At 48.4% G+C, this 24,805-nt stretch carries 23 protein-coding genes; 3 read left to right on the top strand and 20 right to left on the bottom strand.

Annotated features, from left to right (window positions below; genetic code table 11):
* Nucleotides 1-57: 57 nt before the first annotated feature.
* A complete protein-coding gene (locus WCN91_RS11540) occupies nucleotides 58-1,269 on the top strand; it encodes an IS256 family transposase (protein WP_342679031.1) in 1,212 nt (403 codons plus the stop codon).
* A 102-nt stretch (nucleotides 1,270-1,371) separates the two neighbouring features.
* Here the strand turns inward: WCN91_RS11540 and WCN91_RS11535 are convergent, their stop codons facing one another.
* From WCN91_RS11535 to WCN91_RS11525, 3 genes are all read right to left on the bottom strand, one after another.
* A complete protein-coding gene (locus WCN91_RS11535) occupies nucleotides 1,372-1,890 on the bottom strand; it encodes a hypothetical protein (RefSeq protein WP_342679206.1) in 519 nt (172 codons plus the stop codon).
* 210 nt (nucleotides 1,891-2,100) lie between these two features.
* Nucleotides 2,101-2,754 (bottom strand): hypothetical protein, encoded by a 654-nt coding sequence (locus WCN91_RS11530; RefSeq protein WP_342679203.1) that lies wholly within the window; start codon nucleotides 2,752-2,754, stop codon nucleotides 2,101-2,103.
* A gap of 198 nt (nucleotides 2,755-2,952) precedes the next feature.
* The gene (locus WCN91_RS11525) at nucleotides 2,953-3,756 is read right to left on the bottom strand and encodes an ion transporter (protein ID WP_342679201.1); all 804 of its coding nucleotides are present in this window, start codon (nucleotides 3,754-3,756) and stop codon (nucleotides 2,953-2,955) included.
* A gap of 405 nt (nucleotides 3,757-4,161) precedes the next feature.
* Here WCN91_RS11525 and rnk point away from each other — a divergent pair, with 405 nt between their 5' ends.
* On the top strand, nucleotides 4,162-4,575 hold the full coding sequence (rnk, locus tag WCN91_RS11520) for a nucleoside diphosphate kinase regulator (RefSeq protein WP_342679199.1): 414 nt from the start codon (nucleotides 4,162-4,164) through the stop codon (nucleotides 4,573-4,575).
* Nucleotides 4,576-4,767: 192 nt separating this feature from the next.
* On the top strand, nucleotides 4,768-5,193 hold the full coding sequence (locus WCN91_RS11515) for a hypothetical protein (RefSeq protein WP_342679197.1): 426 nt from the start codon (nucleotides 4,768-4,770) through the stop codon (nucleotides 5,191-5,193).
* Between the two features lie 77 nt (nucleotides 5,194-5,270).
* Here the strand turns inward: WCN91_RS11515 and WCN91_RS11510 are convergent, their stop codons facing one another.
* The 17 genes from WCN91_RS11510 to rimP form a co-directional block, all read right to left on the bottom strand.
* On the bottom strand, nucleotides 5,271-5,993 hold the full coding sequence (locus WCN91_RS11510) for an SIR2 family NAD-dependent protein deacylase (protein ID WP_342679210.1): 723 nt from the start codon (nucleotides 5,991-5,993) through the stop codon (nucleotides 5,271-5,273).
* Between the two features lie 19 nt (nucleotides 5,994-6,012).
* A complete protein-coding gene (locus WCN91_RS11505; RefSeq protein ID WP_342679195.1) occupies nucleotides 6,013-6,969 on the bottom strand; it encodes a sensor histidine kinase in 957 nt (318 codons plus the stop codon).
* Nucleotides 6,970-7,331: 362 nt separating this feature from the next.
* Nucleotides 7,332-7,661: a Na+/H+ antiporter subunit G gene (locus WCN91_RS11500; RefSeq protein ID WP_342679193.1), complete on the bottom strand. Its 330-nt coding sequence runs from the start codon at nucleotides 7,659-7,661 to the stop codon at nucleotides 7,332-7,334.
* Nucleotides 7,662-7,669: 8 nt separating this feature from the next.
* Entirely contained in the window at nucleotides 7,670-7,939 is a 270-nt protein-coding gene (locus WCN91_RS11495; protein WP_342679191.1) for a K+/H+ antiporter subunit F, read from the bottom strand.
* Nucleotides 7,933-8,469 (bottom strand): Na+/H+ antiporter subunit E, encoded by a 537-nt coding sequence (locus tag WCN91_RS11490; RefSeq protein ID WP_342679189.1) that lies wholly within the window; start codon nucleotides 8,467-8,469, stop codon nucleotides 7,933-7,935. Before WCN91_RS11490 ends, WCN91_RS11495 begins: the two co-directional genes overlap by 7 nt.
* Before the next feature lies 1 nt (nucleotide 8,470).
* A complete protein-coding gene (locus tag WCN91_RS11485; RefSeq protein WP_342679187.1) occupies nucleotides 8,471-9,994 on the bottom strand; it encodes a monovalent cation/H+ antiporter subunit D in 1,524 nt (507 codons plus the stop codon).
* Nucleotides 9,995-10,345, bottom strand: coding sequence for a Na+/H+ antiporter subunit C (locus tag WCN91_RS11480; RefSeq protein WP_105258982.1), 351 nt, complete (start codon nucleotides 10,343-10,345; stop codon nucleotides 9,995-9,997). It lies immediately after the preceding gene.
* A complete protein-coding gene (locus tag WCN91_RS11475) occupies nucleotides 10,345-13,137 on the bottom strand; it encodes a monovalent cation/H+ antiporter subunit A (protein WP_342679184.1) in 2,793 nt (930 codons plus the stop codon). Before WCN91_RS11475 ends, WCN91_RS11480 begins: the two co-directional genes overlap by 1 nt.
* Before the next feature lie 305 nt (nucleotides 13,138-13,442).
* Complete coding sequence (locus tag WCN91_RS11470; protein WP_342679182.1) at nucleotides 13,443-14,582, bottom strand: hypothetical protein; 1,140 nt, start codon at nucleotides 14,580-14,582, stop codon at nucleotides 13,443-13,445.
* A 37-nt stretch (nucleotides 14,583-14,619) separates the two neighbouring features.
* Nucleotides 14,620-15,498: a lipoprotein NlpI gene (gene nlpI / locus WCN91_RS11465; RefSeq protein WP_342679180.1), complete on the bottom strand. Its 879-nt coding sequence runs from the start codon at nucleotides 15,496-15,498 to the stop codon at nucleotides 14,620-14,622.
* A gap of 86 nt (nucleotides 15,499-15,584) precedes the next feature.
* Nucleotides 15,585-17,714 (bottom strand): polyribonucleotide nucleotidyltransferase, encoded by a 2,130-nt coding sequence (gene pnp / locus WCN91_RS11460; RefSeq protein WP_342679178.1) that lies wholly within the window; start codon nucleotides 17,712-17,714, stop codon nucleotides 15,585-15,587.
* 265 nt (nucleotides 17,715-17,979) lie between these two features.
* Nucleotides 17,980-18,249 (bottom strand): 30S ribosomal protein S15, encoded by a 270-nt coding sequence (gene rpsO / locus WCN91_RS11455; protein ID WP_342679176.1) that lies wholly within the window; start codon nucleotides 18,247-18,249, stop codon nucleotides 17,980-17,982.
* 97 nt (nucleotides 18,250-18,346) lie between these two features.
* Nucleotides 18,347-19,288: a tRNA pseudouridine(55) synthase TruB gene (gene truB / locus WCN91_RS11450; protein ID WP_342679174.1), complete on the bottom strand. Its 942-nt coding sequence runs from the start codon at nucleotides 19,286-19,288 to the stop codon at nucleotides 18,347-18,349.
* Nucleotides 19,289-19,293: 5 nt separating this feature from the next.
* Nucleotides 19,294-19,683, bottom strand: coding sequence for a 30S ribosome-binding factor RbfA (rbfA, locus tag WCN91_RS11445; protein ID WP_342679172.1), 390 nt, complete (start codon nucleotides 19,681-19,683; stop codon nucleotides 19,294-19,296).
* A 108-nt stretch (nucleotides 19,684-19,791) separates the two neighbouring features.
* Nucleotides 19,792-22,461 carry a translation initiation factor IF-2 gene (gene infB / locus WCN91_RS11440; protein ID WP_342679170.1) on the bottom strand — a complete coding sequence of 890 codons (2,670 nt, stop codon included), beginning with the start codon at nucleotides 22,459-22,461 and terminating at the stop codon, nucleotides 19,792-19,794.
* 25 nt (nucleotides 22,462-22,486) lie between these two features.
* Nucleotides 22,487-23,986, bottom strand: coding sequence for a transcription termination factor NusA (nusA, locus tag WCN91_RS11435; protein WP_342679169.1), 1,500 nt, complete (start codon nucleotides 23,984-23,986; stop codon nucleotides 22,487-22,489).
* A 38-nt stretch (nucleotides 23,987-24,024) separates the two neighbouring features.
* Nucleotides 24,025-24,480, bottom strand: coding sequence for a ribosome maturation factor RimP (gene rimP, locus WCN91_RS11430; protein WP_342679167.1), 456 nt, complete (start codon nucleotides 24,478-24,480; stop codon nucleotides 24,025-24,027).
* Between the last annotated feature and the right edge of the window lie 325 nt (nucleotides 24,481-24,805).

Here is a 24,805-nt window from a genome sequence, read left to right as displayed (position 1 = left end):
GAGACTGTAAAAAACTCTGTGTAAGTGGCATTCTTAACCTGTTGAAAGGAATGCAGAATGCCAATAACAGACAAACTTATCGATCAGCTGCTTGATGGCTGTGATTCTCCAGATGATATCCTCGGCGAAGCCGGGCTGCTTAAGCAATTGACTAAAAAGGTCGCAGAACGCGCCTTGAATGCTGAGATGGAACAACATCTCGGCTATGCCAAACATGCGCAAGAGGGCCATAACTCCGGTAATTCCCGTAACGGTAAATCCAGCAAAACTGTGCGCAGCGTTCACGGTGAAATTGACCTGGATATTCCCCGTGACCGCAACGGCACCTTTAGCCCTAAGCTGGTCAAGAAAGGTGAGAAACAGCTTGGCGGCTTCGATGACCGCATCATATCGCTGTATGCCCGAGGCATGACAACCCGCGATATTCAGGCCCATTTTGAGGAGTCCTACGGCGTAGATGTATCCGCGACATTTATCTCGCAAGTCACCAATGAAGTGCTGGACGAAGTGAAGCAATGGCAGCAGCGCCCGCTTGATTCGGTGTACCCCGTAGTTTATCTCGATTGCCTGGTTGTACGTAGCCGTGATTCGGGTGCTGTACAGAATAAATCTGTATATCTGGCCTTGGGTATCAACGCGGACGGCGAGAAAGAATTGCTCGGTCTCTGGATGGCTCAAACAGAGGGGGCGAAGTTCTGGCTGTCGGTCATGAATGAGCTGAAAAACCGAGGCGTGCAAGATATCTTCATTGCCTGTGTCGATGGCCTCAAGGGCTTCCCAGAAGCAATCGAAGCCGTATACCCTAAAACCCAAGTGCAACTGTGTATCGTGCATCAAATCCGCCACTCACTGCGATATGTCAGTTGGAAGCAGCGTAAAGCCATCGCGGCCGACCTGAAACGCATTTATGGCGCAGCGACTTTGGCCGAGGCTGAGTTAGCCCTGACCGAGTTTGCACAGAGGTGGGATGACGAACATCCGAGCATTAGCCTGTCCTGGCGTAACAACTGGGAGCGGCTGAGCGTGTTCTTCGATTATCCGCCGGAAATCCGCAAAGTGATTTACACCACGAACGCCATTGAGTCGCTGAATGCTAGCCTGCGTAAAATCACGAAAACCAGGCGCTCATTCCCGACGGATGACTCAGTGATGAAGATACTATATCTGGCACTTCACCAGATCTCGAAGAAATGGACAATGCCCATCAGGGACTGGAAAGCGGCCATGAGCCAGTTTATGATTATGTATAGTGACCGCGTATCACTATGACAAACAGCCACTTACACAAAAGATCTTACAGTCTCAAAAGGCGTCTTCCCATTCCTGCCTTTCTAACGACTTAAGAAGATTTGAAGACACATTTCTACTGTTTTAATTTCGCTTCCCTAGGCTAGGTAGCCCTCCAGAAGTAACCCGTCTTTGCCCTGACTTATAATATTGGTCAAGTAAATCATTTGATCGAGGGGAGTCTGGCTTACTGAGGTTATTTAGCTCTTTCAAGGCTTGTGCTCTATTTTTTTTAGATGCTTCTTTGGCTGCTACTTTCACATGAGCATGCGATAAAGCTATGAGCCGCTTTATCTTTAGGTGTTGAGTGTCATCTTCTAATAGCGAGCTTTCAAGTGCCAACAACTCAGTCTCTATTTTTTTGAGAGGCAACACACTAAAAGCCTCTTTTACTTTTGATGGAGTGCCTTTGTTTGGTTGAGATAAGGCCCACTCATACGTACCTGTAATCGTGGCTCTCACCTTTCTGAGTCTATCCGGTAAACGTGACCTAAATGAAGGCCCTTCTTTAATGGCTATAGCGGAGCAACGCTTTCTATGAGCTTTTACACTTTGCCCTTCTTCAAATATCCAGCCACAGTCTGGACAACTTTCCTGTTTCATTAAATATCCCTCAAAGCCATAAACCTAGCGAACGACTATAAGCCTGTGTCTAGTTGTCACTTACTTTAGATAACCTTAAAAAATAGCACATATCTTAGCCACTCTTAAAGTTCAGTCCAGCCCTCACGGTAAGTAGTGTATACGATTAGATTGCTTGCTTAATTCATACATATCTTCAGTCCTTTAACTAAGACTTATAATCCTTCAAGGCTACCGCCGTTTACCCGTGCCAGGACCACCTCCGCCGGAGAAAACAACCCCCCGCATATCGAGAATGTCTAAGCCTTTTGCTCTCAGTTTTTTCTTCTTTATAGCTTTCTTCTTAGCTTTGTCTGACTGTAATTTTGCATGAGCACATACAACCAATCTGTCTTTCAATATTATTGAGTTAGCAAACTCTACCCGAGAAAGCTTTTTACATAGAAAAGTAAGTTCTTTTTCAAGCTCATTAATTGAATAACGCTCAATAAAGTCTCTAACTAATTTTGTTGAGTCATTTGGTAAGGGTTGCCGGATCGCCCATTCATATGACAAGTTGTGGTCTGCCAGTGTTACAGAAGCTGAGGTTTTTTTAACTTTTTTCTTGGGGCAATTTTTAACGTGCTCAACTAATTTTAGTTTATTTTTTAAGACTAAGGAGCAATAAGGGCATGTACGTAACTCTTCCGTCCGCGATCTACTTTTCTTGTTTCTAAGTGTGCAACGATCCTTACCTACTGATTCTTCGGATACTAAAGGTACTTGCTCTTCAGCAGCCGTGGTAGTTTCTTCTAACACCTTCCAGTTATGCACTTTTTGCAAGTGACGGGCTATATTTTCATTCGTAACTTTGCTATTGCACAGCTCACAGATAAGATAGTTCATCCTTAAAATACCTAGTTATTATTTATCTCTAACGTTAACCAAATTGGTCAATAATGACCAGGCTAAATAGAAACTCTACTTCAAGAGTATCTTCAACTAGGAAAACGACCGGCCATTAAATGGCCAAAAAATAAACGCTATCAATTAAGTGCTAAGATAAAAAAGGCCACGTAGTGTGACCTTCATATTACTTTATGGCTAACCCTTACCCTGCTCCTTTATGAGCTGTTTTAGCTCTTGTATTTCCTTATGCAGGTCTTCTATGGTTGGGTTATTGTCCGCCGCTTCCTTTTCCTGACGCACTTTGGCGTGTTCGTCTTCCATAACGTTGACGACAATGCCTATCACCATGTTTAAAAACGCAAAGGCGGTGAAGAAGATAAACGTCAGGTAGAATATCCACGACATGGGGTAGACTTCCATGGTCTCGTATTGAATATCCGTCCAGTCTTCGAAGGTCATGATCCTAAATAGGGTCAGCATGGAGATGGCGATGTCGCCCCATAGTTCGGGGTTAATGTCTTTAAAGATAAAGCTGCCGAATGCGGCGTAGATATAGAAGATGATAAACATCAGCAATATCACATAGCCCAATTGCGGTAAGGCCTTGATCAGGGAGTTGATCAGCACGCGCAGCTCGGGCACCACAGAGACCATACGCAGCACCCGGAACACCCTGACCAGGCGCGCTAACAGGGCCATTTCGCTGTCGTTAATGGGGATCAGGCTTACGGCGACAACCAGGGTATCGAATATATTCCAGCCTTTTTTAAAGAAGCTCTTTTTGTCTTCATCGGCGATAAAGCGTATTGATATTTCAAACAAAAAGAAGACGGTGATAAACACATCCAATATATTGGTGAAGGACATGGCTCCGTCCGGCAAAGAAAAGGTTTTTGCTCCTATCTCTAAAGCGGAAATAATGATCACCGTCACCACAGCAAGCTCGAAAAGCTTATTGTTCTTCAGGTTGTTTAACGAGTATCTTATGTTTTCGTACATGATTAGCTAATTTTTATAAATCAAAAATAGACGCAGTGAGCGCGATTCTATCATTGGAAAATAAAAACCCTATTGTTTATTTGAAGTTGAAGCGAATGGTTGCACTTTCTACGGCTAAGCGTCTTGGATAGGTGCGGTTATTGCCAAGTACGTAAATTCCCAGCCCTGATGCTAGATGGCATCAAGGCGATAACTTTGCTCGCATTTTTCTGCTCATCGATAGTTACCCAGTTAACAGGTGCAACATCAATTTTTATTGCCCAAAACCCAGAGCTGCATTGCTAATAGCTAAATAAAAGCATTCAAAACAAACAGCAAAAATAACCATTGGCTTTATTTATTTTCTAGATATACTCGGCTAAATATTGTGTATGTCTACACGCATTTATTTGTTAGTTGAGAAAAATGAACAAGAAACCTGACCTTACTATTTCTACCTTGGACTTAGATCGTATTTATGATTTGATTGAGTCCTTGCCTCACAACAACGCAGCTGACCTTGAGCTGTTAGAGGAAGAGTTAAATCGAGCCAATGCGCTGCCGCCTGAGCAGATGCCACCTAATGTGGTTACTATGAATTCCACGGTTAAGTTTTATGTGGCGTCTACGGACAAAGAGCTTGAACTGACCTTGGTGTATCCAAAAGATATGGACACAAGCGGTAAAAAAATATCTATTCTTGCGCCGGCAGGCAGTGCCTTAATTGGTTTATCTGTGGGCGATGAAATTGAGTGGCCCAAACCCACGGGTGGCTCTTTAAAAGTAAAAATTACCGAGGTGCTTTATCAGCCTGAGCGCGCTGGCGACTTCCGCTCGTAAAGCGAACGGCGACCTAGTTTATATCGTTTTATTTAGGGAAATATCAGCCTTGGATATTTCCCTCCTCTCAAAAGCCATTTACCCACTTTCCTCTGCTCTAACCCGTTTTTATAGCGAATAAAAAATATTCATTCTCTATTTAAGTTCTTGTTCTATAATGAACCCATTACTTAAACATAAAGGGAAAATCTTATGAAACAGCTAGTTGCCGTAATCACCTTAATCGCCAGTGCTTTAGTGCTAAGTGCTTGTGAAGATGCAAAAACCAACAGCGAAAAAGCTAAAGAAAGCGCCGCAGAGGCCAAAGAAGAAGTTGTAGCCGCCTGGGACAGCGCCGTTGATGAAGTAAAAGAAGCCGCCAACAATTTGCAAGAAGAGTCTTTCTCTGAAAAAGTTGATGAATTAATGGCTGAGACCAAGGCCCTTGCCTCAGCAGCCAGCGATGAAGGCAAAACTCAGTTCTCTGAGCTGATGGCCGACTCAAAAGAGTTAGCGAAAAAGGCTTGGGATGAGTCTAAAGAAGGTGCCGGTGAGCTATCGGATGAAACCAAAAGCCAGATTGATGCGCTGATTGAGAAAATCCGCGAAAAGCGTGAAGAGCTCGAAGCGAATCAATAAAGGTTAAACATAAAATTGTGATGTACCAAACCCGGCGCAAGCCGGGTTTTTATTTGCCCAACGCTCAGTGATTCACCCTAGCCCTGCTTTTGAATATATTCCAGCGCCGTCATTTTATGATAAGTCACATCTGGGTGCAGAATATGGGTAGGCTCGGGGTCGACCACCTCAATAGGAATATTTAAACTGCGCGCTACATCCAGTGCCATCTGGGTAATATTGACGCTAAAAGAGGTGCCCATAAACACCATACGCTCCGCCGCCAGCATGCGCCGCTGCGCCTCGTCTAAGCCGTAGAGGTCGGTATAGAACTCGTCAAACAGCAAGACAAATGGCTTAAATGAGCGATAAAGCATGGGCCCTTGCTCGGGAATGGCAAATATCTCTAACAAGGATTCGCTAAGGCGCGACTCGTCCACCTGCTCCCAAGGAGCGATATGTTTATCAACCGGCTCGCCCTGCTCATGAAACTTTGTCATTAAATCCAGGCGACCATGAATGGCGATATAGTTTTGGTTCCCTGCCTTACCGTCCAGGCCATCGATATTTTGAGTGATCAGGTTTTTATCCGCCAACCAATGATGTACCTCGTTCGGGCCATGGTCGCGATAGCTGGCAAATCTGTGATAGTACCAGGCGAGAAATTCATCCGGGCGGGTTTGATACATGCGCCGCGTCGCCATTTCCATGGGCGTATAATTTTTACTGCCGATGCGCCAGTAACCGTCTTCACCGCGAAAGGTGGGAACACCGCTGGCGGCGCTGACACCAGCACCGGTGATATAAAGTGTGTTGCTCATCATTGTGGGCCATTAAGAGTCATGATCTTAGCTTGCCTGAAGCACCCGAGGCGAGCAAGTGCAATTGCTGTGACAAGCCTTGAATTAACTCGGCCCATCTAAATTTACTCAGTTGCGGCTGCGGCAATTTCGCAAACTTGCCATAGCCTTGCACAAACTCGCTCAGACAGGCGATACGCTCGTCTATGGTGTTAAACACCCGTTCGAGACGCTCATCATCACTGCGCTGGGCGATTAAACGACCGGAGTGCAACATGGAGGAGATCGGCACCAAGGAATTATTCAGCTCATGGCTGATAATGCGTACCACCTTTTTCCATACCTGCACCTCCTGACGGGATATTTCCCGGGTCATAGGCTTAAGAATAAAGAAATTATGCGGGTGGTTATTTAGTAAAAATTCGCAGGTAGCCAGGTGCCAGTTTAGCCTTTGTTGCTGCTCCTGCTCAACGCTAAACAGGCCCTCTCCGCCGCGTTGCAGAGCCTCGTCAGTGGCCTTGGGCATGCCACTGAAAAGATTCGAGAGCGTTTCCCCTTCCACCTTGATGCCGGCAAACAGCAAACCACGAACACTGTGATTGGTATACACAATTTGCCACTTCGAATTCATCAGGAGCAAGGCCTGCGGCGAGTTATGCAGCACCTTGTCAAACATCAATTCCCGCTGATAGATCCACTGGCGTTCTTGATGCAGCTTTTGAGCGGTTTCATTGTACAGGGTACATAAATCCCCCAGCTCATTGTTACCCTGGTAGGCCAAGGTGGTAGCTAAGTCGCGAACCAGGTCGCCACGGACCACGGCTGCGGTTTTCACCGCATCTCGACTCAGTGATAATTGGGTATCGCCATTACTGGCGCTCAAGCTGTAAGCGGCCAGGGCCGTAACCAAGGCCACGGACGCCGCACCGAACCAATATTTGCGGTAACTTTTTGTGGCCGCTAGTTGAATGTCTTGTCCCTGAGTATCGCGGATCATAGTAGCGCCTCACCTTGGTGAGTGAGGTATGGCGTTTTTACTAAACCGATAATCAATGCCGCCACTAGCATCAACAGCGGCGAGGTAAAAAAACTAAGGTAGTGATCAACATGCCGCTATCCGTATGTTTTCTAATTGGTTTATTAGTTACGAGAAGCGTGCCAATATGAAATTTATTTAAGATGTTGTTTTTGCTGGCTTTTAATTTCAAAAAGTGAAGTTTTGCGCTTGTCCGCGGACATTAAAAGTGTCCGCAGCGGACACTTTTTTAGTGAAGGTATGTGACGACCTGTAGGTGCTCTGCGCCGACAGGGTGAGATTTATTGAGAATTTTGTCGGGATAAAATCCCGACCTACAAGGTTTAATTGTCCTCGATATTATCCATGCCCTTGGTGCCATCCTTCGCCTTAAGTTCGTGATGGATGGCGGACTTGATCAACATATAGCCTGTAATGGGTGCAGTGATCAACAAGAAGATGGAGATCAGGATCTCCTTAATATTAATCACCCCACTTTCGACGCTGAAGAAGACGTTGGCGGCTATCAGTAGCAGCGCCATGCCCAAGGTGGTGGCCTTAGTTGGGCCATGCAAACGCATAAAAAAGTCCGGCATTTTCACCAAACCAATGGAGCCGATTAGGATAAAAAGTCCGCCGGCGATTAATAGTGCCGAAATAAGCCATTCAGTCATAGCCGCTCCTATTCAATAATATCGCCGCGTAGCAGGTACTTACATACCGCTACCGTGCTGACAAAACCCAACATGGCAATAAGCAGGGCCGCTTCAAAATAAATCTGTGTTTGCATGCCGATACCGTAAAGGATAATTAGGGCTATGGTGTTGATATACATGGTATCCAAGGCCAAAATTCTGTCTGGTACCGAAGGGCCGACGATCAAGCGCCATAAATTCAGCATCAGGGATATGCCGATCATGGCAAAGACGATAAGCATTACATTCTCTAGCATTGGAAAATCTCCTTAAGGGGCGCTTCGTAGCGACTCTTAATGGTATCTATCAGGGCCTGCTCATCATCCAGATCCAGCACATGAATAAGCAAAAAGCGCTGCGTCGGCACCTCGCCCTTGGGTAAGGACTCAGGAATGGGATACACCTCTGCACTCACAGTGCCCGGCGTCAGCGACACTGTGCTGGCCAAAATGGTAATGGGCAATTCATGTTGTAAGTCCAGCGGCACCTTGATAAAGCCCGGGCGCAAGCGCTTGGTCGGAGCCAGAATCTTAAAGGCCACTTCAACATTAGCGGTGATGATATCCCAAAGTACGACAAAGACCTGTTTGGTTGCCAGACCCGGGCGTAAAATCAGCGGCTGAGCGGTGTGAAACGGCGCTATCATCAAGGGAATGGCTATGGCCAGTACGGCACCGAGGATCAGGTGGCCGGCGGATACGCTGTTATTCAACAGCAACCACACGATAAATAATAAAACACTGCGGAATGGCGTTGGCAACCACTTATAACGAGCTTGTAAGCGCATGTTATTGCTCCTTAGCCAAGGCAAATACTGTGTCTATGGCCACCTGAGAGTTATGCAGTATGGCTGCTGCCTCATTGCTCATCTCATTAAGCGGCGCGGCAAACACAGTCATCATCAGCGGCACCATAAGGATTAGCACCAGAGCCCAGGTACGACGTTTACCGGCATAGACATTGTCTTCAAACTGCTCATCCTGATTAGGATGATCGTGCCAAAACAAACTGGTGCCAGCTCGTGACAGCGCCACTAGGGTGGCTAAACTGGCAAGCAGATAAATGGGCCAAAATACCCAGGCCACCTCGGCGCCATATGAGGCGTCAAGCAACCAAAGCTTGGCAACGAAGCCCGATAGCGGCGGTAGACCGGCCAAGGCAATGGCCGCCACCACAAAGCAGATACCCAACAATTTAGGCTCGGCCACGCCACGGCTATTAACCAGGCGGTCCTGCACCTTACCGCGCTGCAAGGCTATCATATCGGCAATTAAGAACATGGCGGCACAGGCTATGGTCGAATGAACCATATAATAGATGGCCACCGCCGTGGCCTGCTCGTCATTGAGCGCCACCATGGCTATCAGGGTACCGACAGAAACAATCACCAGATTGGCGCTTAAACGGCGTAAGTCTTCTGCTGCCAGCACGCCCACCGCACCCACGACCAAGGTCACCAAAGCCAAAGGCCATAGCCAGGTGCTGGCGATACCACTTAACTCCCCCGCCTGCTCGCCAAAGATCATGGTGAATACACGCATGATGGCGTACACCCCAACCTTGGTCATGATCGCAAACTGAGCGGCAATCACCGGCATGGCGCGACCATAGGTAGCCGGCAACCAAAGATGCAAGGGCAGCAAAGCCGCTTTAAGGGCAAAGACGATAAGCAATAACAGGCCGCCAATTTTCGCAAGATAAATATCATCACCCTGCAACAGCGCTACCTTAAGGGCCATATCGGCCATATTCAGGGTGCCCAGCACGCCGTAAAGCACACCCAGGGCAATCAGGAAAATACTCGAGCCGACCAGGTTTAAAATCACATAATGCAGCGCCGCCTTGGTGGTATGCTTATCTTTTTTGTGCATCAAGAGCGCGTAAGAGGCGATCAACAACACCTCAAAAAATACAAAGAGGTTAAACAGGTCACCAGTTAAGAAGGCACCATTTACACCCATCAGCAGGAAATGCGCCAAGGGATGATAAAAGCTTCCCGCTTTGTCATCGCCACGGCTGGCATACACTATGGTCACCAAGGATAAAAAGCTGGTCAAAATACACAGAGCCACAGCCAGCGGGTCTGCATATAAGACGATACCAAAGGGCGGCTGCCATTCACCTATGGCATAAACCACAGGGCCGGCGCTTAAGATGGTGCTTAACAACAAAGCGGATGCAACCAGGGTCGCCAAAGCCATAAAGGATGCCACCCAACGTCTTAGTACCAGGCTTTTACCGCACGGCGGCAACAAGAGAATAATGCCCGCCAACAGCGGTAATAATACGGGTAAGGTGATCAAATGCTGCATTTATTTCGACCCCTTAGTGGCACGGGTAGCGCGCGGCTGACCATCAACATGGTCATTACCCAGGTCGGCCCGACCACGAATAGCCAAGATCACCACAAAGGCAGTCATGGCGAAACCAATCACTATGGCGGTTAGTACCAGCGCCTGCGGCAGTGGATCGGCATAACTGGCCGACTGCCCGAGTACAGGTGCCTGGTTAATTTTCAATCGTCCCGATGAAAACAGGAATAAATTGACCGCGTAAGAGAGCATGGTCAACCCCAACACCACGGGAAAGGTACGGGCACGCAAAATAAGATAAATGCCGCTGGCCACTAACAGACCCACACAACTTGCATATAAGAGTTCCATTAGAGATTAACCTTTTCTTTCGGGGTTTCTGCCGTCAATTTACCAAGACTGGCAAGGATCATTAATGTTGCACCTACCACGGTTAAATACACACCTAAATCAAATATCATGGCGCTGGCCAATTCGGTTTTGCCCACCAAGGGGATATCGAAATAATCAAACCAGCTGGTTAAGAAGTTACGGCCAAACAGCCAGCTACCCAGGCCGCTCAAGGTGGCAATGGCCAAGCCCGAAGCAATCACCTTACGGTAGTTAATATCCATGCGGGCGCGGATCCAATTAGAGCCATTGGCCATGTATTGCAAAATAAAGGCAATGGAGGTCACCAGGCCGGCAATAAAGCCACCGCCAGGCAGGTTATGACCACGCAAGAAGATATACACGGACACCATAATCGCCAGCGGCAACAAACTTTGTGAAATACTCGCAAGCAGCAGAGGGTGACGTTCGCGCGCCCAAGGACGCCCTTCACTGTCCGAGGCCGGCATAAATAAAGGCAGATTCAGCAGCAGCTTGTAAATACCCAAGGCCGCTATGCCCAGCACAGTGATTTCACCCAGGGTATCGAAACCACGGAAGTCCACCAGTATGACGTTGACCACATTGGTGCCGCCACCGCCGGTTTTGGCGTTGCCGATAAAGAACTGAGAAATACTCTCCTGCGGGCGTGTTAACAGCGCATAACAGATGCTGCCGACAACGATACCAATGGCACTACTAATGCCTAAATCGCGCAAAATACGAAGTGAGCTCGACTCTTTGGGCGTACGCTGCGGCAAGAAGAACAGCGCCAGCATCAGTAACATCACTGTCACTACCTCTACGGTCAACTGAGTCAAGGCCAAATCCGGCGCCGAGAAGCGTGTAAAGACCACTGAGGTCATCAAGCCCACCACGGAAACCAGGATCAGGGCTATCATCCGCGAGCGATGCCACACCAAGGTAGCCAAAGTGCCTATCATCAGCAGCGCAGCGCCAATGGCATTGTGAGCATCAATCTCGCTAAGGCCTGTTGCCCCAGCCAGGGTGTGCATTTCAAACAGGGGTAAGCCCGCCACTACCAAGGTAGAGAGCAAAAGAATAAAGATATAACGCTGCAAGGAGCCATTTTCTATGCGCAGGATTTGCTCACGCGACCACACCACCACCTTGTGAATGCTGGCATCGAAAGCTTTTTTAGCGCTCACATTTGGTAAGGAGGCCTGGAACTGGAACAGGTATTTGCGCTGTGAATAAATAAACAGACCACCGGCCACCGCCACCCCACTCATCAATAACGGCAGGTTAAAGCCATGCCATATGGCCAACTGATACTCAGGTGCCTCGGCGCCCAGCACAGCATGAGAGGCCGCGGTTAACAGTGGGTCCACCACAAATGCTGGGAACAAGCCAACCAAGACACACAGGGCCACCAAGATTTCGATTGGCACGCGCATATAACGCGGCGCTTCGTGAGGCTGTTTGGGCAGATCCTTTGGTTCGCCATTGAAGAATACATCATGGATAAAACGCGCCGAATAGGCCACAGACAAAGCCCCAGCCACGGTTGCCAGCACGGGAATTAACCAGGACATAGAACCCAGCATCTGCTGGTGCAGGGTTTCGGCAAAAAACATTTCTTTCGATAAGAAGCCGTTGAGTAGCGGTACCCCGGCCATAGACGCCGCCGCCACCATGGCCAGCGTCGCCGTATAAGGCATATAGCGCCACATGCCATTGAGCTTACGCATATCCCGTGTGCCGGTTTCATGGTCGATAATACCCGTGGCCATAAATAAGGAGGCCTTAAAAGTGGCGTGGTTGATAATATGGAAAATCGCCGCCACGGTTGCCAACTGAGTATCCAAACCCAATAGCAAGGTGATAAGGCCCAGGTGACTGATGGTTGAATAGGCCAACAGGCCCTTTAGGTCGTGTTTAAACAAGGCAATGTAAGCGCCCACCAACAAGGTGGTTAAGCCTGTAACACCTACAATAATAAACCACAGCTCGGTACCCGCTAAGGCAGGATAGAAACGTGCCAGCAGGAAGATACCTGCTTTAACCATGGTCGCCGAGTGCAGATAAGCACTGACCGGGGTCGGTGCTGCCATAGCATGAGGCAACCAGAAATGAAACGGGAACTGCGCCGACTTGGTAAAGGCGCCCAGTAAAATCAGTACCAGAATAAGCGGATACCACTTGGAGCTTTTTACCAGCTCGCCGCTTTGCAAGATCACATCCAGCTCATAGCTGCCAACTAGTTGTCCTAGTAGCACTAAACCTGCCAGCAAAGCCAGACCACCGGCACCGGTAATGGCCAGCGCCATACGTGCACCCTTACGCGCCTCGGCGTTATACCACCAATAACTGATCAGTAAGAAGGAACTGACACTGGTAAGCTCCCAGAAGAACCACATTTGAATAATATTGTTTGCCGTCACTATGCCGAGCATGGCGGTCATAAACAGCATTAAATAAGCGTAGAGCTTGGGCATGGAGTCGTTGGCGCTCAAATAATAGCGCGCATAAAGGATGACCAGCAGGCCTATACCCAAGATCAGGATACAAAACAGCAGGCTTAAACCGTCTAAGCGAAAGGATAAGTTCATCCCTAATTCAGGTATCCAAGGTAGGCTGGCGTAGAGTGTTTCGCCGGCCAATACCTGCGGCGCCATGCTGAGCACCAGCACCAGGCAGATTAAAGGCATAATTGCGGTCACGGCGGCGCTTTGGTTGCGCGATAATTTGCCGGTAAAGCTCGCAAGCAAACTGCCTAACAGGGATAACAAGGGTATCCACAGCAATGTCATAGTTTAAAGACCTTTCCTTTTTGTTACCAAAAACCTTGGTAAAGCTGTTATTTTTGACCCGATGTTCTTGGGTACTTTGCGCCCAGAGATGTCACTAATAAGATTAGTTCAGCGCCAAATAAATATTGATAATTAATCAGTTATACTGGGCTGCCCTGTTTTTGTCTAGACTGGCCCTTGCTATTCGGCCAAATATTAGACGACAGTTAACACCCTACTAACCTAACTAACAAAAATCCAGGCCACTGCGTTCTATGACGCAGTTAATGTGGCCTAGCTGATGCGCCATGTCTAATGTGACAGGGTTAAGCGTCATTTTTATTATTCAGGGCACGACGATATTCGCGCCACTGGGTTTGGCCACTTAAGCGGTAGAATAAATCGGCAAAACGAATATGCTGTTTCGGCCTTGCCAGCTCGGCCAACCACAGGTTTCTGTATAGGGGCGTCACCCCTACTTCCGATTGCTCCATCAGGCTCTGCCCAGCGCTGGGTTTATAGCCACGACCATTGCCACAATAGGCGCTTGGAGCCCAGCCAGGCGGCGCTTTGTCGCCAACTACAAGATTGGCATAGAGCCGCCCTTGCTGCTCGCAGGCCTCCTGCTGCGCCTTAGGTGCCGGATACTCATCGGTAAAGCCGCTAAAGTGCAAAAGTTCATGGATAAATACATGATAAGGCGCATTCACGCCCAACTGCATAATGCCACCTTGAACATTGGCCAGCCCGCCGTCTGTCATCATCACGATAAAATCAAAACCCGCTGGCACTTGCTCAGGCTTTTGCGCCAAAGGCTGCCAGTCACAGCGACTAAAACTATTACTTGTGCCTTGGCAGTTTAGAGTATCACCCAAATAGTGAGGCTCTGACAGGCATAATAAGCCGGCATCTGGCTCAGGCTTGGCCTGATATCTGCGGCGCAACTGCTGCAGCTTATTCATGGCCGCCAGGCTGTTGCCGAGTAAAAGCAGATTATAGCGGCAGGATTGCGCCTGGATTTGCCGCAAGTCAGTACTAAAGCCCAAACTTTTGGCGACATCATGACCTTCAACGCCCACCTTTAGGCCAAGATGAAAGCGCCGGCGATATTCAAGCTCATCGGGTAAGGGATAAACGCGACCTATCTCGGCCAGCGCCTGCCATTGCCCTTGCTGCGCCAGCGTCTCGGCCAGTTGCAGCCAAAGTTGTGCCGCTGTGCCCTGCTCATCTTTAGCAGCTAAGGCCTGCTGCCAGTATAAACGGGCACCATCAAAGTCATTTTGTTTGAGCAGATGTTGAGCCAGCAATAACTGAGCCTGGGGTGCCCCGTCTGTAGCCAGGCGGCGCAATACAGCTTCGCTGTAATGCCGATAGCCTAGTTGTGCGGGGCTGTGATAAAACCAAAAGGTGGCGGCGGCAACATTATTTTGCGCCTGATACTGCACCAGTGCGGGGCTTTGACCCATACTCCCGCACAGGCTTAGCAAGATGAGGGCAATAAGGCTAGTGCGCACCCTCGCCTGCCATTATGTCCAGCTCAAGGCGTGCATACTTATATTCGACAAACTCATACACATTGGTGGAAAGTGCCAGTTTAAAGTAATCGCTGGCCAGGGTATTTTCGCCCTTAGCCTGATGGCTTTTAGCGATATAGAAATAGGCTTCACACAAGCGCTCGGCATATTCCTGATGTGACTCCACACCCTCAGCCAAGGTTCCTAACAATGCCTTTTCGGTGATCTTGCCTTGATAAAAGGCCACCAGTTGATAGGCCCAGTTTTGCGGGTCCAGAGCTTGTGCCATATCGCTTAAGCTGGCTTTGGCTTTAAGTGGGTCTTCATTGCGCTCGGCTAAATAAACCCAAAGCACCCGATACGGGTCATCTGGGGCAAAGCGTAAAAAAGACTGCAAATCGTCGCTGGCTAATCCCGGACGCTCGCCATAATACAAGGCAATGCCGCGGTTGAGATAAGCGTATTCATGCTCGCTGTTCAGCTCCAGCACTGAGTCGAACATTTCATAGGCCTTGCCGTATTGCTGCATCAGGGTGTGATGAATACCCAGGAAATTATACACCTCGGCCAGGTCCGGCTTAAGGTTAACAGCACGGCTAAAATCAATGCGCGCCAAGGTACTTAACCCCAGGCTGTCGAATAGCTTACCGCGATCATAATAAAGTAAAGCTTGCTGATCACTGGGCAACTCGGCCTGCTCTATCAGCTCGCTATAACGGGCCACCGCCACTTCGCTGCGGTAATCACTCGGTAGAGGGGCGGCAAAAGGTACGGTAACAACGTATTGGGGACTATCTGGTACGGATTGGCAACCGGTTAAGAGTAGCGTGATAACGCCGGCTATCGTAAGCGATAATGTTTTTCTCAAAGTCCTATACCTATAATCCGTGCATGGATTTTCATTAAACCATAAAAAAGGGGCCTAAACAGCCCCTTTTACTATGCTTTTATCGCTTATTCGGCGTCTTTTGCCGCTTCTGCTGCAGGCGCGTTTTGGTCTTGCGCCTCTTTGATGCTTAGGCGTACACGGCCTTGGCGATCAACTTCTAGTACCTTAACCTTCACTTCCTGACCTAGAGTTAGGTGGTCGGCTACATTGTTTACACGCTCATCACTGATCTGTGAGATGTGTACCAAGCCGTCTTTACCAGGTAGAACGTTAACGAAAGCACCGAAATCTACGATACGTACTACTTTACCTTCGTAGATGGTACCTACTTCCAGCTCAGCCGTTAGTTGCTCAACACGAGCGATGGCAGCGCGCGCGCTCTCACCGTCAGTGGCAGCAATCTTAACTGTACCGTCGTCTTCGATTTCAATAGTAGTACCGGTTTCTTCAGTAAGCGCACGGATAGTAGCACCACCTTTACCGATAACATCGGCAATCTTCTTAGGTGGAATGTTCACTACATATATACGCGGCGCGTAATCAGAAAGCTCAGCCGCAGGCGCAGAGATGGCTTCATCCATCACACTTAAGATGTGTAGACGAGCTGCTTGGGCCTGGTTAAGAGCGATCTGCATGATCTCTTTCGTGATACCTTCAATCTTGATATCCATTTGTAGAGCGGTAACACCTGCAGCGGTACCGGCTACTTTAAAGTCCATGTCGCCCAGGTGATCTTCGTCACCCAAGATGTCAGAAAGAACAACGAAGTTGTCGCCTTCTTTCACTAGACCCATGGCGATACCAGCAACAGATGCCTTAGTAGGAACACCGGCGTTCATTAGCGCCAGTGATGTACCACATACAGAAGCCATTGACGATGAACCGTTAGATTCTGTGATTTCAGATACCACACGGATTGAGTACGGGAATTCTTCAAGTGTAGGAAGAACAGCAGCAATACCGCGCTTAGCCAGGTTGCCGTGGCCGATTTCACGACGCTTAGGCGAACCAACAAAGCCAGTTTCACCCACACAGAATGGAGGGAAGTTGTAGTGCAACATGAAACGGTTAGTAGAAGTACCTGTTAGGTCGTCGATCATCTGAGAATCACGCTCTGTACCTAGAGTTGCAGTAACTAGTGCCTGAGTTTCACCACGGGTGAAGATAGCACTACCGTGAGTACGCGCTAGTACGCCAGTTTTCACGTCAAGGGCACGAACCATTTCAGGTGAACGACCATCGATACGCTGCTCACCAGCTATGATGCGACCACGAACGATTTTCTTCTCAAGTGAAGCGAACTCGCCTGATACTTCTTGCTCGTCCAGGCTTTCGTCTTCGCCAAGCTCAGCGCTTAGTTTTTCGATAACTTCAGCTTTCGCTGCGCTAAGAGCGTCTTTACGCGCTACCTTGTCGGTAATGCGGTACGCTTCACCGATTTTCTCTTCGGCGATAGCTGCAACTTTACCCGCTAGGGTTTCGTCTTTTGCTGGTGCAGTCCAATCCCAAGCTGCTTTACCTGCTTCGGCTTTGAACTCGTTGATAGCATTGATGATGGCTTGTGATTGCTCATGACCGTAAACAACGGCGCCAAGCATTACATCTTCAGGAAGCGTTTCAGCTTCTGATTCAACCATAAGTACGGCGTTATCAGTACCGGCAACAACCAGGTCTAGCTTGCTTTCTTTAAGCTCAGTTAGTGATGGGTTCAATACGTACTGACCATCGATGTAACCTACGCGTGATGCACCGATAGGACCGTTAAATGGAATACCAGAAAGCGCTAGCGCCGCTGAAGTACCAATTAGGGCAACGATATCAGGCTGGATTTCAGGGTTTACTGAAACAACTGTCGCGATTACCTGTACTTCGTTTACGAAGCCTTTAGGGAAAAGTGGACGAATTGGACGGTCGATTAGACGCGCGATAAGCGTTTCGCCGTCGTTAGGGCGACCTTCACGCTTTAAGAAACCACCTGGGATACGGCCAGCCGCATACATTTTTTCCTGGTAGTTAACAGTTAGAGGGAAGAAATCCTGACCTGGATTTGCTTCACGACGACCTACTACAGTTACAAGTACCGAAGTATCGCCGATGCTTGCTAGTACTGCACCGTCAGCCTGACGGGCAATGGCGCCGGTTTCTAGCGTTACAGTATGCTGTCCGTACTGAAATTCTTTAATAATTGCTTGCACTTAATCATTCCTTAAGTTGCACCTAACCCGCTCAAAAGCCGAATTACCAGCCCTTAAATCAGGTTAAGAAGGGTTACTAAAGCACCTCACCAATTACAGTAAATAACCACACTCGGGCGAATGCCTTTATTTACTACAATTGGCAATATGGTGCCATCTTGTGTGCAGGCTCGACCTGCCCACTTAGACAAGGCTAAGTATACAAGCCAAAAGCGCACAAAAAAAGGGGCGATTAGGCCCCTTTTTTCAAACTGGTATCAAAGAATTAGCGACGTAGGCCAAGTTCTTTAATTAGCGCAGTGTAACGCTCGATGCTCTTACCTTTAAGGTAGTTAAGCAGGTTACGGCGCTGGCTTACTTTACGAAGAAGACCACGACGTGAGTGGTTGTCTTGCTTATGGTTAGCAAAGTGGCCTTGAAGCTTGTTGATATCGAAAGTTAGTAGTGCAACTTGTACTTCAGGTGAACCAGTGTCGCCTTCAGCGCGTGCAAATTTAGCAATGATATCTGCTTTTTCTTGGTTGCTTAGTGACATAATTTACTCCAAAAAGTGAGAGTTTATATACGGTAAGAGCCGATCACTAATCCAGCCCCACCAATTGAGCGCGCTATTTTATCAAGCTTGACAATAACTACAAGTTATTTGTGATGGCCACAGCACGCTTTGCTTTGAGATGGCCGTGCTGGTTGCGCTCACCCACACCCAAGAAACGCTCGCCACAACGTACGGCGCATACCTCTTCTGGCACCTCGCCGATAACCACGGTTTGCCCATGGGCAAAAGCAATGGCCTGTTGCTCGTCAATTTCAACGCTGGGCAAGTCCTGCACTGCTGTATCCATGGGCAGTAACAGTGTATCTAACACTTCACCCGGTGCTTGGTCCTGGCTTTTGGCTTCATCAAGCAGGGCTTGAAGTTCGTCCAGCGTCACCATTTTCTCAGCCGGGTAATGACCTACCTTGGAACGGTGCAGCATGATCACATGAGCGCCACAACCAAGTAACTCGCCTAAGTCGTCCACTATGGTACGAATATAGGTGCCTTTAGACACATGGGCGGTCATCTGAATTTCATTGGCCTGTTCATCGAACTCATCAAGCGTCAGGCTGTAAACATTAATGCGGCGACACTTACGCGGCACTTCTATGCCTTCGCGGGCATACTTGTATAAAGGCTGACCTTGATACTTAAGCGCCGAATACATGGACGGATACTGATCCGACTCACCGATAAAGCCAGCAACATGCTGCTCGATTTGCGCCTTGGTAACATTCACATCACGAGTTTCAACCACTTCACCATCGGCATCCGAGGTGGTTGTGCGCTCGCCTAACTTGGCGCGCACCACATAGGTTTTGTCGGTATCGAGCAGGAACTGACTGAACTTGGTCGCTTCACCAAAACAAATAGGCAACATGCCCGTGGCTAAGGGATCAAGGGCGCCTGTGTGCCCGGCTTTTTGAGCATAATAGATGCCTTTAGCCTGCTGCAGTGCGCGGTTACTGGAAATGCCTTGCGGCTTATGCAGTAACAACACGCCATCAACCGGACGGCCTTTTGTACGTCTGGCCATGCTGCTTATTCTTCCTCGTCGCTGCTACCACGCTTTTGCTTATCTTCGCGCATAACCGACTCAACCAGGTTAGAAATACGCATACCTTCAAGTAATGAGGTATCGATAACAAAACGTAGCTCAGGAACAATACGAGCACGAATGCGCTTGCCAAGAAGCGAACGAATGTAGCCGCTGGCGTCATTTAAAATACGCATGCTTTGCTTGGTTTTGCTTTCGTCTTCTTGATTGAACACGGTCACAAAAATTTTCGCATAAGACAAATCGCGCGATACTTCTACCGCAGACACAGTCACCATACCCAAACGCGGGTCTTTAATTTCCCGTTGGAGGATCACCGCGATTTCTTTTTGGATCTGTTGCGCTACGCGCTCTGTGCGAGAAAACTCTCTCATTTTCACCACTTATATTTAGGATACCAGTACGCGCTGAGTGCGCTAGGTATAACACAATGCACAAATGGGGGCACAAAGGCCCCCATCAAATTTACTTAATAATCAAGATTATAGAGAACGTTGTACTTCAACGATCTCGAATACCTCGATTTGGTCACCGACCTTAACGTCATTATAGTTCTTAACGCCGATACCACATTCCATGCCGTTACGAACTTCTTGTACGTCATCTTTAAAGCGACGTAGTGATTCAAGTTCACCTTCGTAGATAACCACGTTATCACGTAGTACACGGATTGGGTTCGAACGCTTAACCACGCCTTCGGTAACCATACAACCAGCCACGGCGCCGATCTTAGGTGACTTAAACACGTCACGTACTTCGGCAAGACCGATGATCTCTTGCTTGAACTCAGGTGCAAGCATACCTGTCATGGCTTGTTTCACTTCTTCGATCAGGTCGTAGATTACGCTGTAGTAACGCAGGTCTAGGCTTTCCGCTTCGATAACCTTACGCGCTGAGGCGTCGGCACGAACGTTAAAGCCAACCATGATGGCGTTAGAAGCAGCCGCTAGTGAGGCATCAGTTTCGGTGATACCACCTACACCGCTACCTACGATCTTCACTTTCACTTCGTCGGTAGACAACTTAACCAGTGAGTCAGAGATGGCTTCAACCGAACCTTGTACGTCCGCTTTCAGTACGATATTCACTTCTGAGATATCGCCTTCGGTCATGTTGGTGAACATGTTCTCAAGCTTAGCTTTTTGCTGACGTGCCAGCTTCACTTCACGGAACTTACCTTGACGGTATAGGGCAACTTCACGGGCCTTACGCTCATCGCGAACAACCGTTGCTTCATCACCAGCCGCAGGTACACCAGAAAGACCTAAGATCTCTACCGGAATTGAAGGACCCGCTTCTTTGATCTCTTGACCGTTTTCATCGCGCATCGCACGAACACGGCCATACTCAAGACCACAAAGTACGATATCACCTTGCTTCAGCGTACCTTCTTGTACCAGTACGGTCGCTACCGGACCGCGACCTTTATCAAGGCGAGATTCGATTACCACACCCGAGGCCATGCCTTCAGAAACAGCGGTTAGCTCAAGGATTTCAGACTGCATTAGTACGGCTTCAAGTAGTTCGTCAACACCTTGACCGGTTTTAGCCGAAATGTGTACGAATTGCGTCTCACCGCCCCAATCTTCTGGGATAACGTCTAGCTGAGCTAGTTCGTTTTTAACGCGGTCAGGATCGGCGCCTTCTTTATCCATCTTGTTCACGGCAACAATCAGAGGTACTTCCGCCGCTTTGGCGTGCTGTACCGCTTCTTTGGTCTGTGGCATTACACCATCGTCCGCAGCAACAACCAGGATTACGATATCCGTCGCCTTCGCACCACGAGCACGCATCGAAGTAAATGCCGCGTGTCCCGGAGTATCTAGGAAGGTGATCATGCCGTTGTCGGTATCAACATGGTATGCACCAATGTGCTGGGTAATACCGCCGGCCTCGCCCGAAGCAACTTTAGCTTTACGGATGTAGTCCAGAGTCGATGTTTTACCGTGGTCAACGTGACCCATTACGGTTACTACCGGTGCGCGAGATTCCGCTTTACCGCCTTCGCTGCGGTCGCTTAGTACTTTCTCTTCCAGTTCGTTTTCACGAACGACCACAACCTTATGACCCATTTCTTCTGCCACTAGCTGTGCAGTTTCTTGGTCGATAACCTGGTTGATGGTAACCATGTCGCCCATTTTCATCATGGTCTTAACGACTTCAGCACCTTTTACTGCCATGCGTGAAGCAAGCTCGGCAACCGTGATGGTTTCACCAATACGTACTTCTGCTTTCTTATCAGCAACAGGCTTTTGGAAACCATGCTGTAAAGAGTTAGGCGCTTTAAGTTTGCCTTTTCTACCCTTGCCCATTCTTAGTGGCGCTTCGGTAGTTTCTTTGCCCTTAGGCTTTTTCTTCTTACGACGCGCGCTCTTCTCTTCGCGTGCATCTGACTCGTCTTCCGCTTCACGAGCATAAGTAGAGGTCGTTAAGTGGTGATCAGCCGTTTCTTCACGGCGCTTACGTTCCTCTTCTTCTTGCTTCCAACGTGCTTCGTTTTCTTCCGCTAGGCGACGAGCTTCTTCTGCTTGACGTTGTGCTTCTTCTTCGGCTTTCTTCAATGCTGCCTCTTCTGCTTCTTTCTGTAAGCGCTCAGCTTCTTCACGTTCTTTCTGAGTTTGCGCTTCATCCTTTGCAGAATCTTTACTTTCTTTGCGCTGTGCTTCGGCTTTACGCTTCGCTTCTTCTTTGGCTTTACGATCCGCTTCCTCTTTAGCTTTACGATCTGCCTCTTCTTTAGCTTTACGCTCGGCTTCTTCTTTAGCCTTACGTTCCGCTTCTAATTTTTGGGCTTCAAGACGCTCCTGCTCTTGTGCTTCTAGACGCGCTTGTTCTTGCTGCTCTTCTAGGGCACTTTTCTTCACATAGGTACGCTTTTTACGCACTTCGACCTGCACTGCCTTTGCCTTACCGGTTGAACCGGTTACGCTTAGGGTGCTTTTCTTCTTGCGTTGTAAAGTCATACGCTCTGGGCCTGAGGCACCAGCGCCACCATGCTGCTTAGACAAGTGATCAAGCAGTTGCTCTTTTTCCGACTCGTTTACCTGGTCACCCGCTTGCTTTTTAATGCCCGCGCTGTCCAATTGCTGTAGCAATTTATCAACAGTTGTACCAATGTCCTCGGCCAGTTTTGTTACACTTACTTCTGCCATATTCTTTGTTACCTCCGTTAATAAATTACTCGTCACCGAACCAGCAAATATTACGTGCAGCCATAATTAGGTCGCCCGCTTCCTGCTCAGAAAGCTCAGTAATTTCTACTAGTTCGTCAATGCCCTGCTCGGCTAGATCTTCAAGCGTTACTACGCCCTTGCTCGCCATAACAAAGGCAAGGTGGCGATCCAAGCCATCCAGGTTTAATAGGTCTTCAGCCGGCTCAGCGCCTTCTAGGCTTTCTTCGTCTTTCAATGCTTTGGTTGTCAACGCGTCTTTGGCGCGATTACGCAGCTCTTCAACTGTGTCTTCGTCCAGACCATCGATTTCCAGGAATTCACTGGTTGGTACATAGGCCACTTCTTCTAGCGTTGAGAAGCCCTCACCGATAAGTAGCTCGGCGAAATCATCATCTATGTCCAAACTTTCGGTGAACAGGCTGATCAACTTATCTGACTCTGCCTGGTTTTTCTCTTGCATGTCAGCAACCGTCATTACATTTAACTCCCAACCGGTGAGTTGGCTGGCTAGACGCACGTTTTGACCGTTACGACCTATGGCTTGTGCCAGGTTATCCGCTTCAACGGCGATATCCATTGAACGTGAATCTTCATCCATTACGATAGAAGCCACTTCTGCCGGCGCCATGGCGTTGATAACGAATTGCGCTGGGTTGTCATCGTAAAGCACGATATCAACACGCTCGCCGCCCAATTCACTCGATACCGCTTGTACACGTGCACCACGCATACCCACACAGGCACCAACTGGGTCGATACGCTTGTCATTTGATTTAACTGCAATCTTTGCACGTGAACCTGGATCACGAGCGGCTGCACGCAACTCGATCATCTCTTCGCCAATTTCCGGCACCTCGATGCGGAATAGCTCCATTAGCATTTCCGGCTTAGAACGCGTTACGAATAACTGAGCACCACGGGCTTCTGGGCGTACCGCATAAAGCAGACCACGAACACGGTCGCCTGGACGGAAGTTTTCGCGCGGTAGCATGTCATCGCGGTAGATAACGGCTTCGGCGTTGTTGCCTAAATCAATAATGATGGCTTCACGGCTGGCTTTTTTAACCACACCTGTTACTAGCTCACCTTCTTGGTCTTTATAAGCTTCAACCACAAGGGCACGCTCGGCTTCACGTACTTTTTGTACGATAACCTGCTTGGCCATTTGCGTGGTGATACGGTCAAACTTGATTGACTCAATTTGTTCTTCAACGTAATCGCCAAGCTGCTTTTCTGGCTCTTCAACCTGCGCCGCTTCAAGAGTGATTTCGCGGTACGGGTTTTCTAAGCTGCCATCTTCAAGCGCTTCAACGATTTGCCAGCGACGGAAAGTATCGTATTCGCCGGTTTTACGGTCAATAGATACACGCACTTCGATGTCGCCACCATGTTTTTTCTTTGTTGCGGTCGCTAGTGCGAACTCTAATGCTTCAAAAATTTTCTCTTTGGGGACCGCTTTTTCATTGGAAACGGCTTCCGCCACCAACAGTATTTCTTTTGCCATAGGTATTGCCTCGCTTGCCCTATTTCTTCGCACTGAAATTAAAATTTGGCGATGATGTTCGCACGCTCAATGTTGCTGATCATGAGCATGTGCTCCTGGTTATCAACATTAATTGTGATCATATCACCGTTAACTGCTACTAAATCGCCCTTAAAATTACGGCGACCATCTTGTGGAAGCTTAGTTCTCAACCTGACTTCCTCACCCACTGCATTTTGATAATGTTCTGGTTTGAACAGTGGACGATCAACGCCAGGTGAAGACACTTCCAAATCATATTCATTGGTAATGGGATCTTCTACGTCGAGGATCGCGCTAACTTGACGACTGACATCCGCACAGTTATCTACCGTAATACCGTCTGGGTGATCGATATACACACGCAAGGTGGAATGACGACCGGCTTGAATAAACTCAAGTCCCAGGAGCTCAAAGCCTAATGCTTCGACCGCCGGAGTTAACATCTCGGTTAATGTTTGTTCGAGCTTTGTCACGAAACTTCTCCATAGAAACAAAAAAAGGGCTAATGCCCCATTTTCAATACAGATACAACAACGCCCCGAACCAAGCGGGGCGTCACACTGGAAATATTTACCAAAAAGTAAACACTTCCTGATTTTCTGTGCGGCCTAGGGCCTGGCTTGGCGCGGGCTATATCCGTACGATAAAACCGCTGCGACGACTTAGCAAAATCACTTCTGCTAAACGCAAAACGCGCATTGCAAAGAATGCGCGACATCACATAAAGCAAGTAGAGCGAATATCTCTACCTCTTTATAAATCTGCTGCCTGAAGGATAACTAGGTACCAACTTCATTT

This window comes from Pseudoalteromonas qingdaonensis (assembly GCF_038739665.1).
Taxonomy (GTDB): Bacteria; Pseudomonadota; Gammaproteobacteria; order Enterobacterales; family Alteromonadaceae; genus Pseudoalteromonas; species Pseudoalteromonas qingdaonensis.
The sequence above is the reverse complement of the archived record's forward strand: the minus strand, read 5'-3'. Positions and strand labels throughout refer to the sequence as shown.

Excerpts from the sequence above, each read along its gene's own strand:
- rbfA (WP_342679172.1), bottom strand. The coding sequence starts at position 19,683 with ATGAGAGAGTTTTCTCGCACAGAGCGCGTAGCGCAACAGATCCAAAAA.
- infB (WP_342679170.1), bottom strand. The coding sequence starts at position 22,461 with ATGGCAGAAGTAAGTGTAACAAAACTGGCCGAGGACATTGGTACAACT.
- WCN91_RS11525 (WP_342679201.1), bottom strand. The coding sequence starts at position 3,756 with ATGTACGAAAACATAAGATACTCGTTAAACAACCTGAAGAACAATAAG.
- rpsO (WP_342679176.1), bottom strand. The coding sequence starts at position 18,249 with ATGTCACTAAGCAACCAAGAAAAAGCAGATATCATTGCTAAATTTGCA.
- WCN91_RS11470 (WP_342679182.1), bottom strand. The coding sequence starts at position 14,582 with ATGGGTCAAAGCCCCGCACTGGTGCAGTATCAGGCGCAAAATAATGTT.
- rnk (WP_342679199.1), top strand. The coding sequence starts at position 4,162 with ATGAACAAGAAACCTGACCTTACTATTTCTACCTTGGACTTAGATCGT.
- WCN91_RS11480 (WP_105258982.1), bottom strand. The coding sequence starts at position 10,345 with ATGGAACTCTTATATGCAAGTTGTGTGGGTCTGTTAGTGGCCAGCGGC.
- WCN91_RS11515 (WP_342679197.1), top strand. The coding sequence starts at position 4,768 with ATGAAACAGCTAGTTGCCGTAATCACCTTAATCGCCAGTGCTTTAGTG.
- WCN91_RS11495 (WP_342679191.1), bottom strand. The coding sequence starts at position 7,939 with ATGCTAGAGAATGTAATGCTTATCGTCTTTGCCATGATCGGCATATCC.
- WCN91_RS11510 (WP_342679210.1), bottom strand. The coding sequence starts at position 5,993 with ATGAGCAACACACTTTATATCACCGGTGCTGGTGTCAGCGCCGCCAGC.
- WCN91_RS11530 (WP_342679203.1), bottom strand. The coding sequence starts at position 2,754 with ATGAACTATCTTATCTGTGAGCTGTGCAATAGCAAAGTTACGAATGAA.
- truB (WP_342679174.1), bottom strand. The coding sequence starts at position 19,288 with ATGGCCAGACGTACAAAAGGCCGTCCGGTTGATGGCGTGTTGTTACTG.
- WCN91_RS11500 (WP_342679193.1), bottom strand. The coding sequence starts at position 7,661 with ATGACTGAATGGCTTATTTCGGCACTATTAATCGCCGGCGGACTTTTT.
- WCN91_RS11535 (WP_342679206.1), bottom strand. The coding sequence starts at position 1,890 with ATGAAACAGGAAAGTTGTCCAGACTGTGGCTGGATATTTGAAGAAGGG.
- WCN91_RS11540 (WP_342679031.1), top strand. The coding sequence starts at position 58 with ATGCCAATAACAGACAAACTTATCGATCAGCTGCTTGATGGCTGTGAT.
- WCN91_RS11505 (WP_342679195.1), bottom strand. The coding sequence starts at position 6,969 with ATGATCCGCGATACTCAGGGACAAGACATTCAACTAGCGGCCACAAAA.
- WCN91_RS11485 (WP_342679187.1), bottom strand. The coding sequence starts at position 9,994 with ATGCAGCATTTGATCACCTTACCCGTATTATTACCGCTGTTGGCGGGC.
- WCN91_RS11490 (WP_342679189.1), bottom strand. The coding sequence starts at position 8,469 with ATGCGCTTACAAGCTCGTTATAAGTGGTTGCCAACGCCATTCCGCAGT.
- nusA (WP_342679169.1), bottom strand. The coding sequence starts at position 23,986 with ATGGCAAAAGAAATACTGTTGGTGGCGGAAGCCGTTTCCAATGAAAAA.
- WCN91_RS11475 (WP_342679184.1), bottom strand. The coding sequence starts at position 13,137 with ATGACATTGCTGTGGATACCCTTGTTATCCCTGTTAGGCAGTTTGCTT.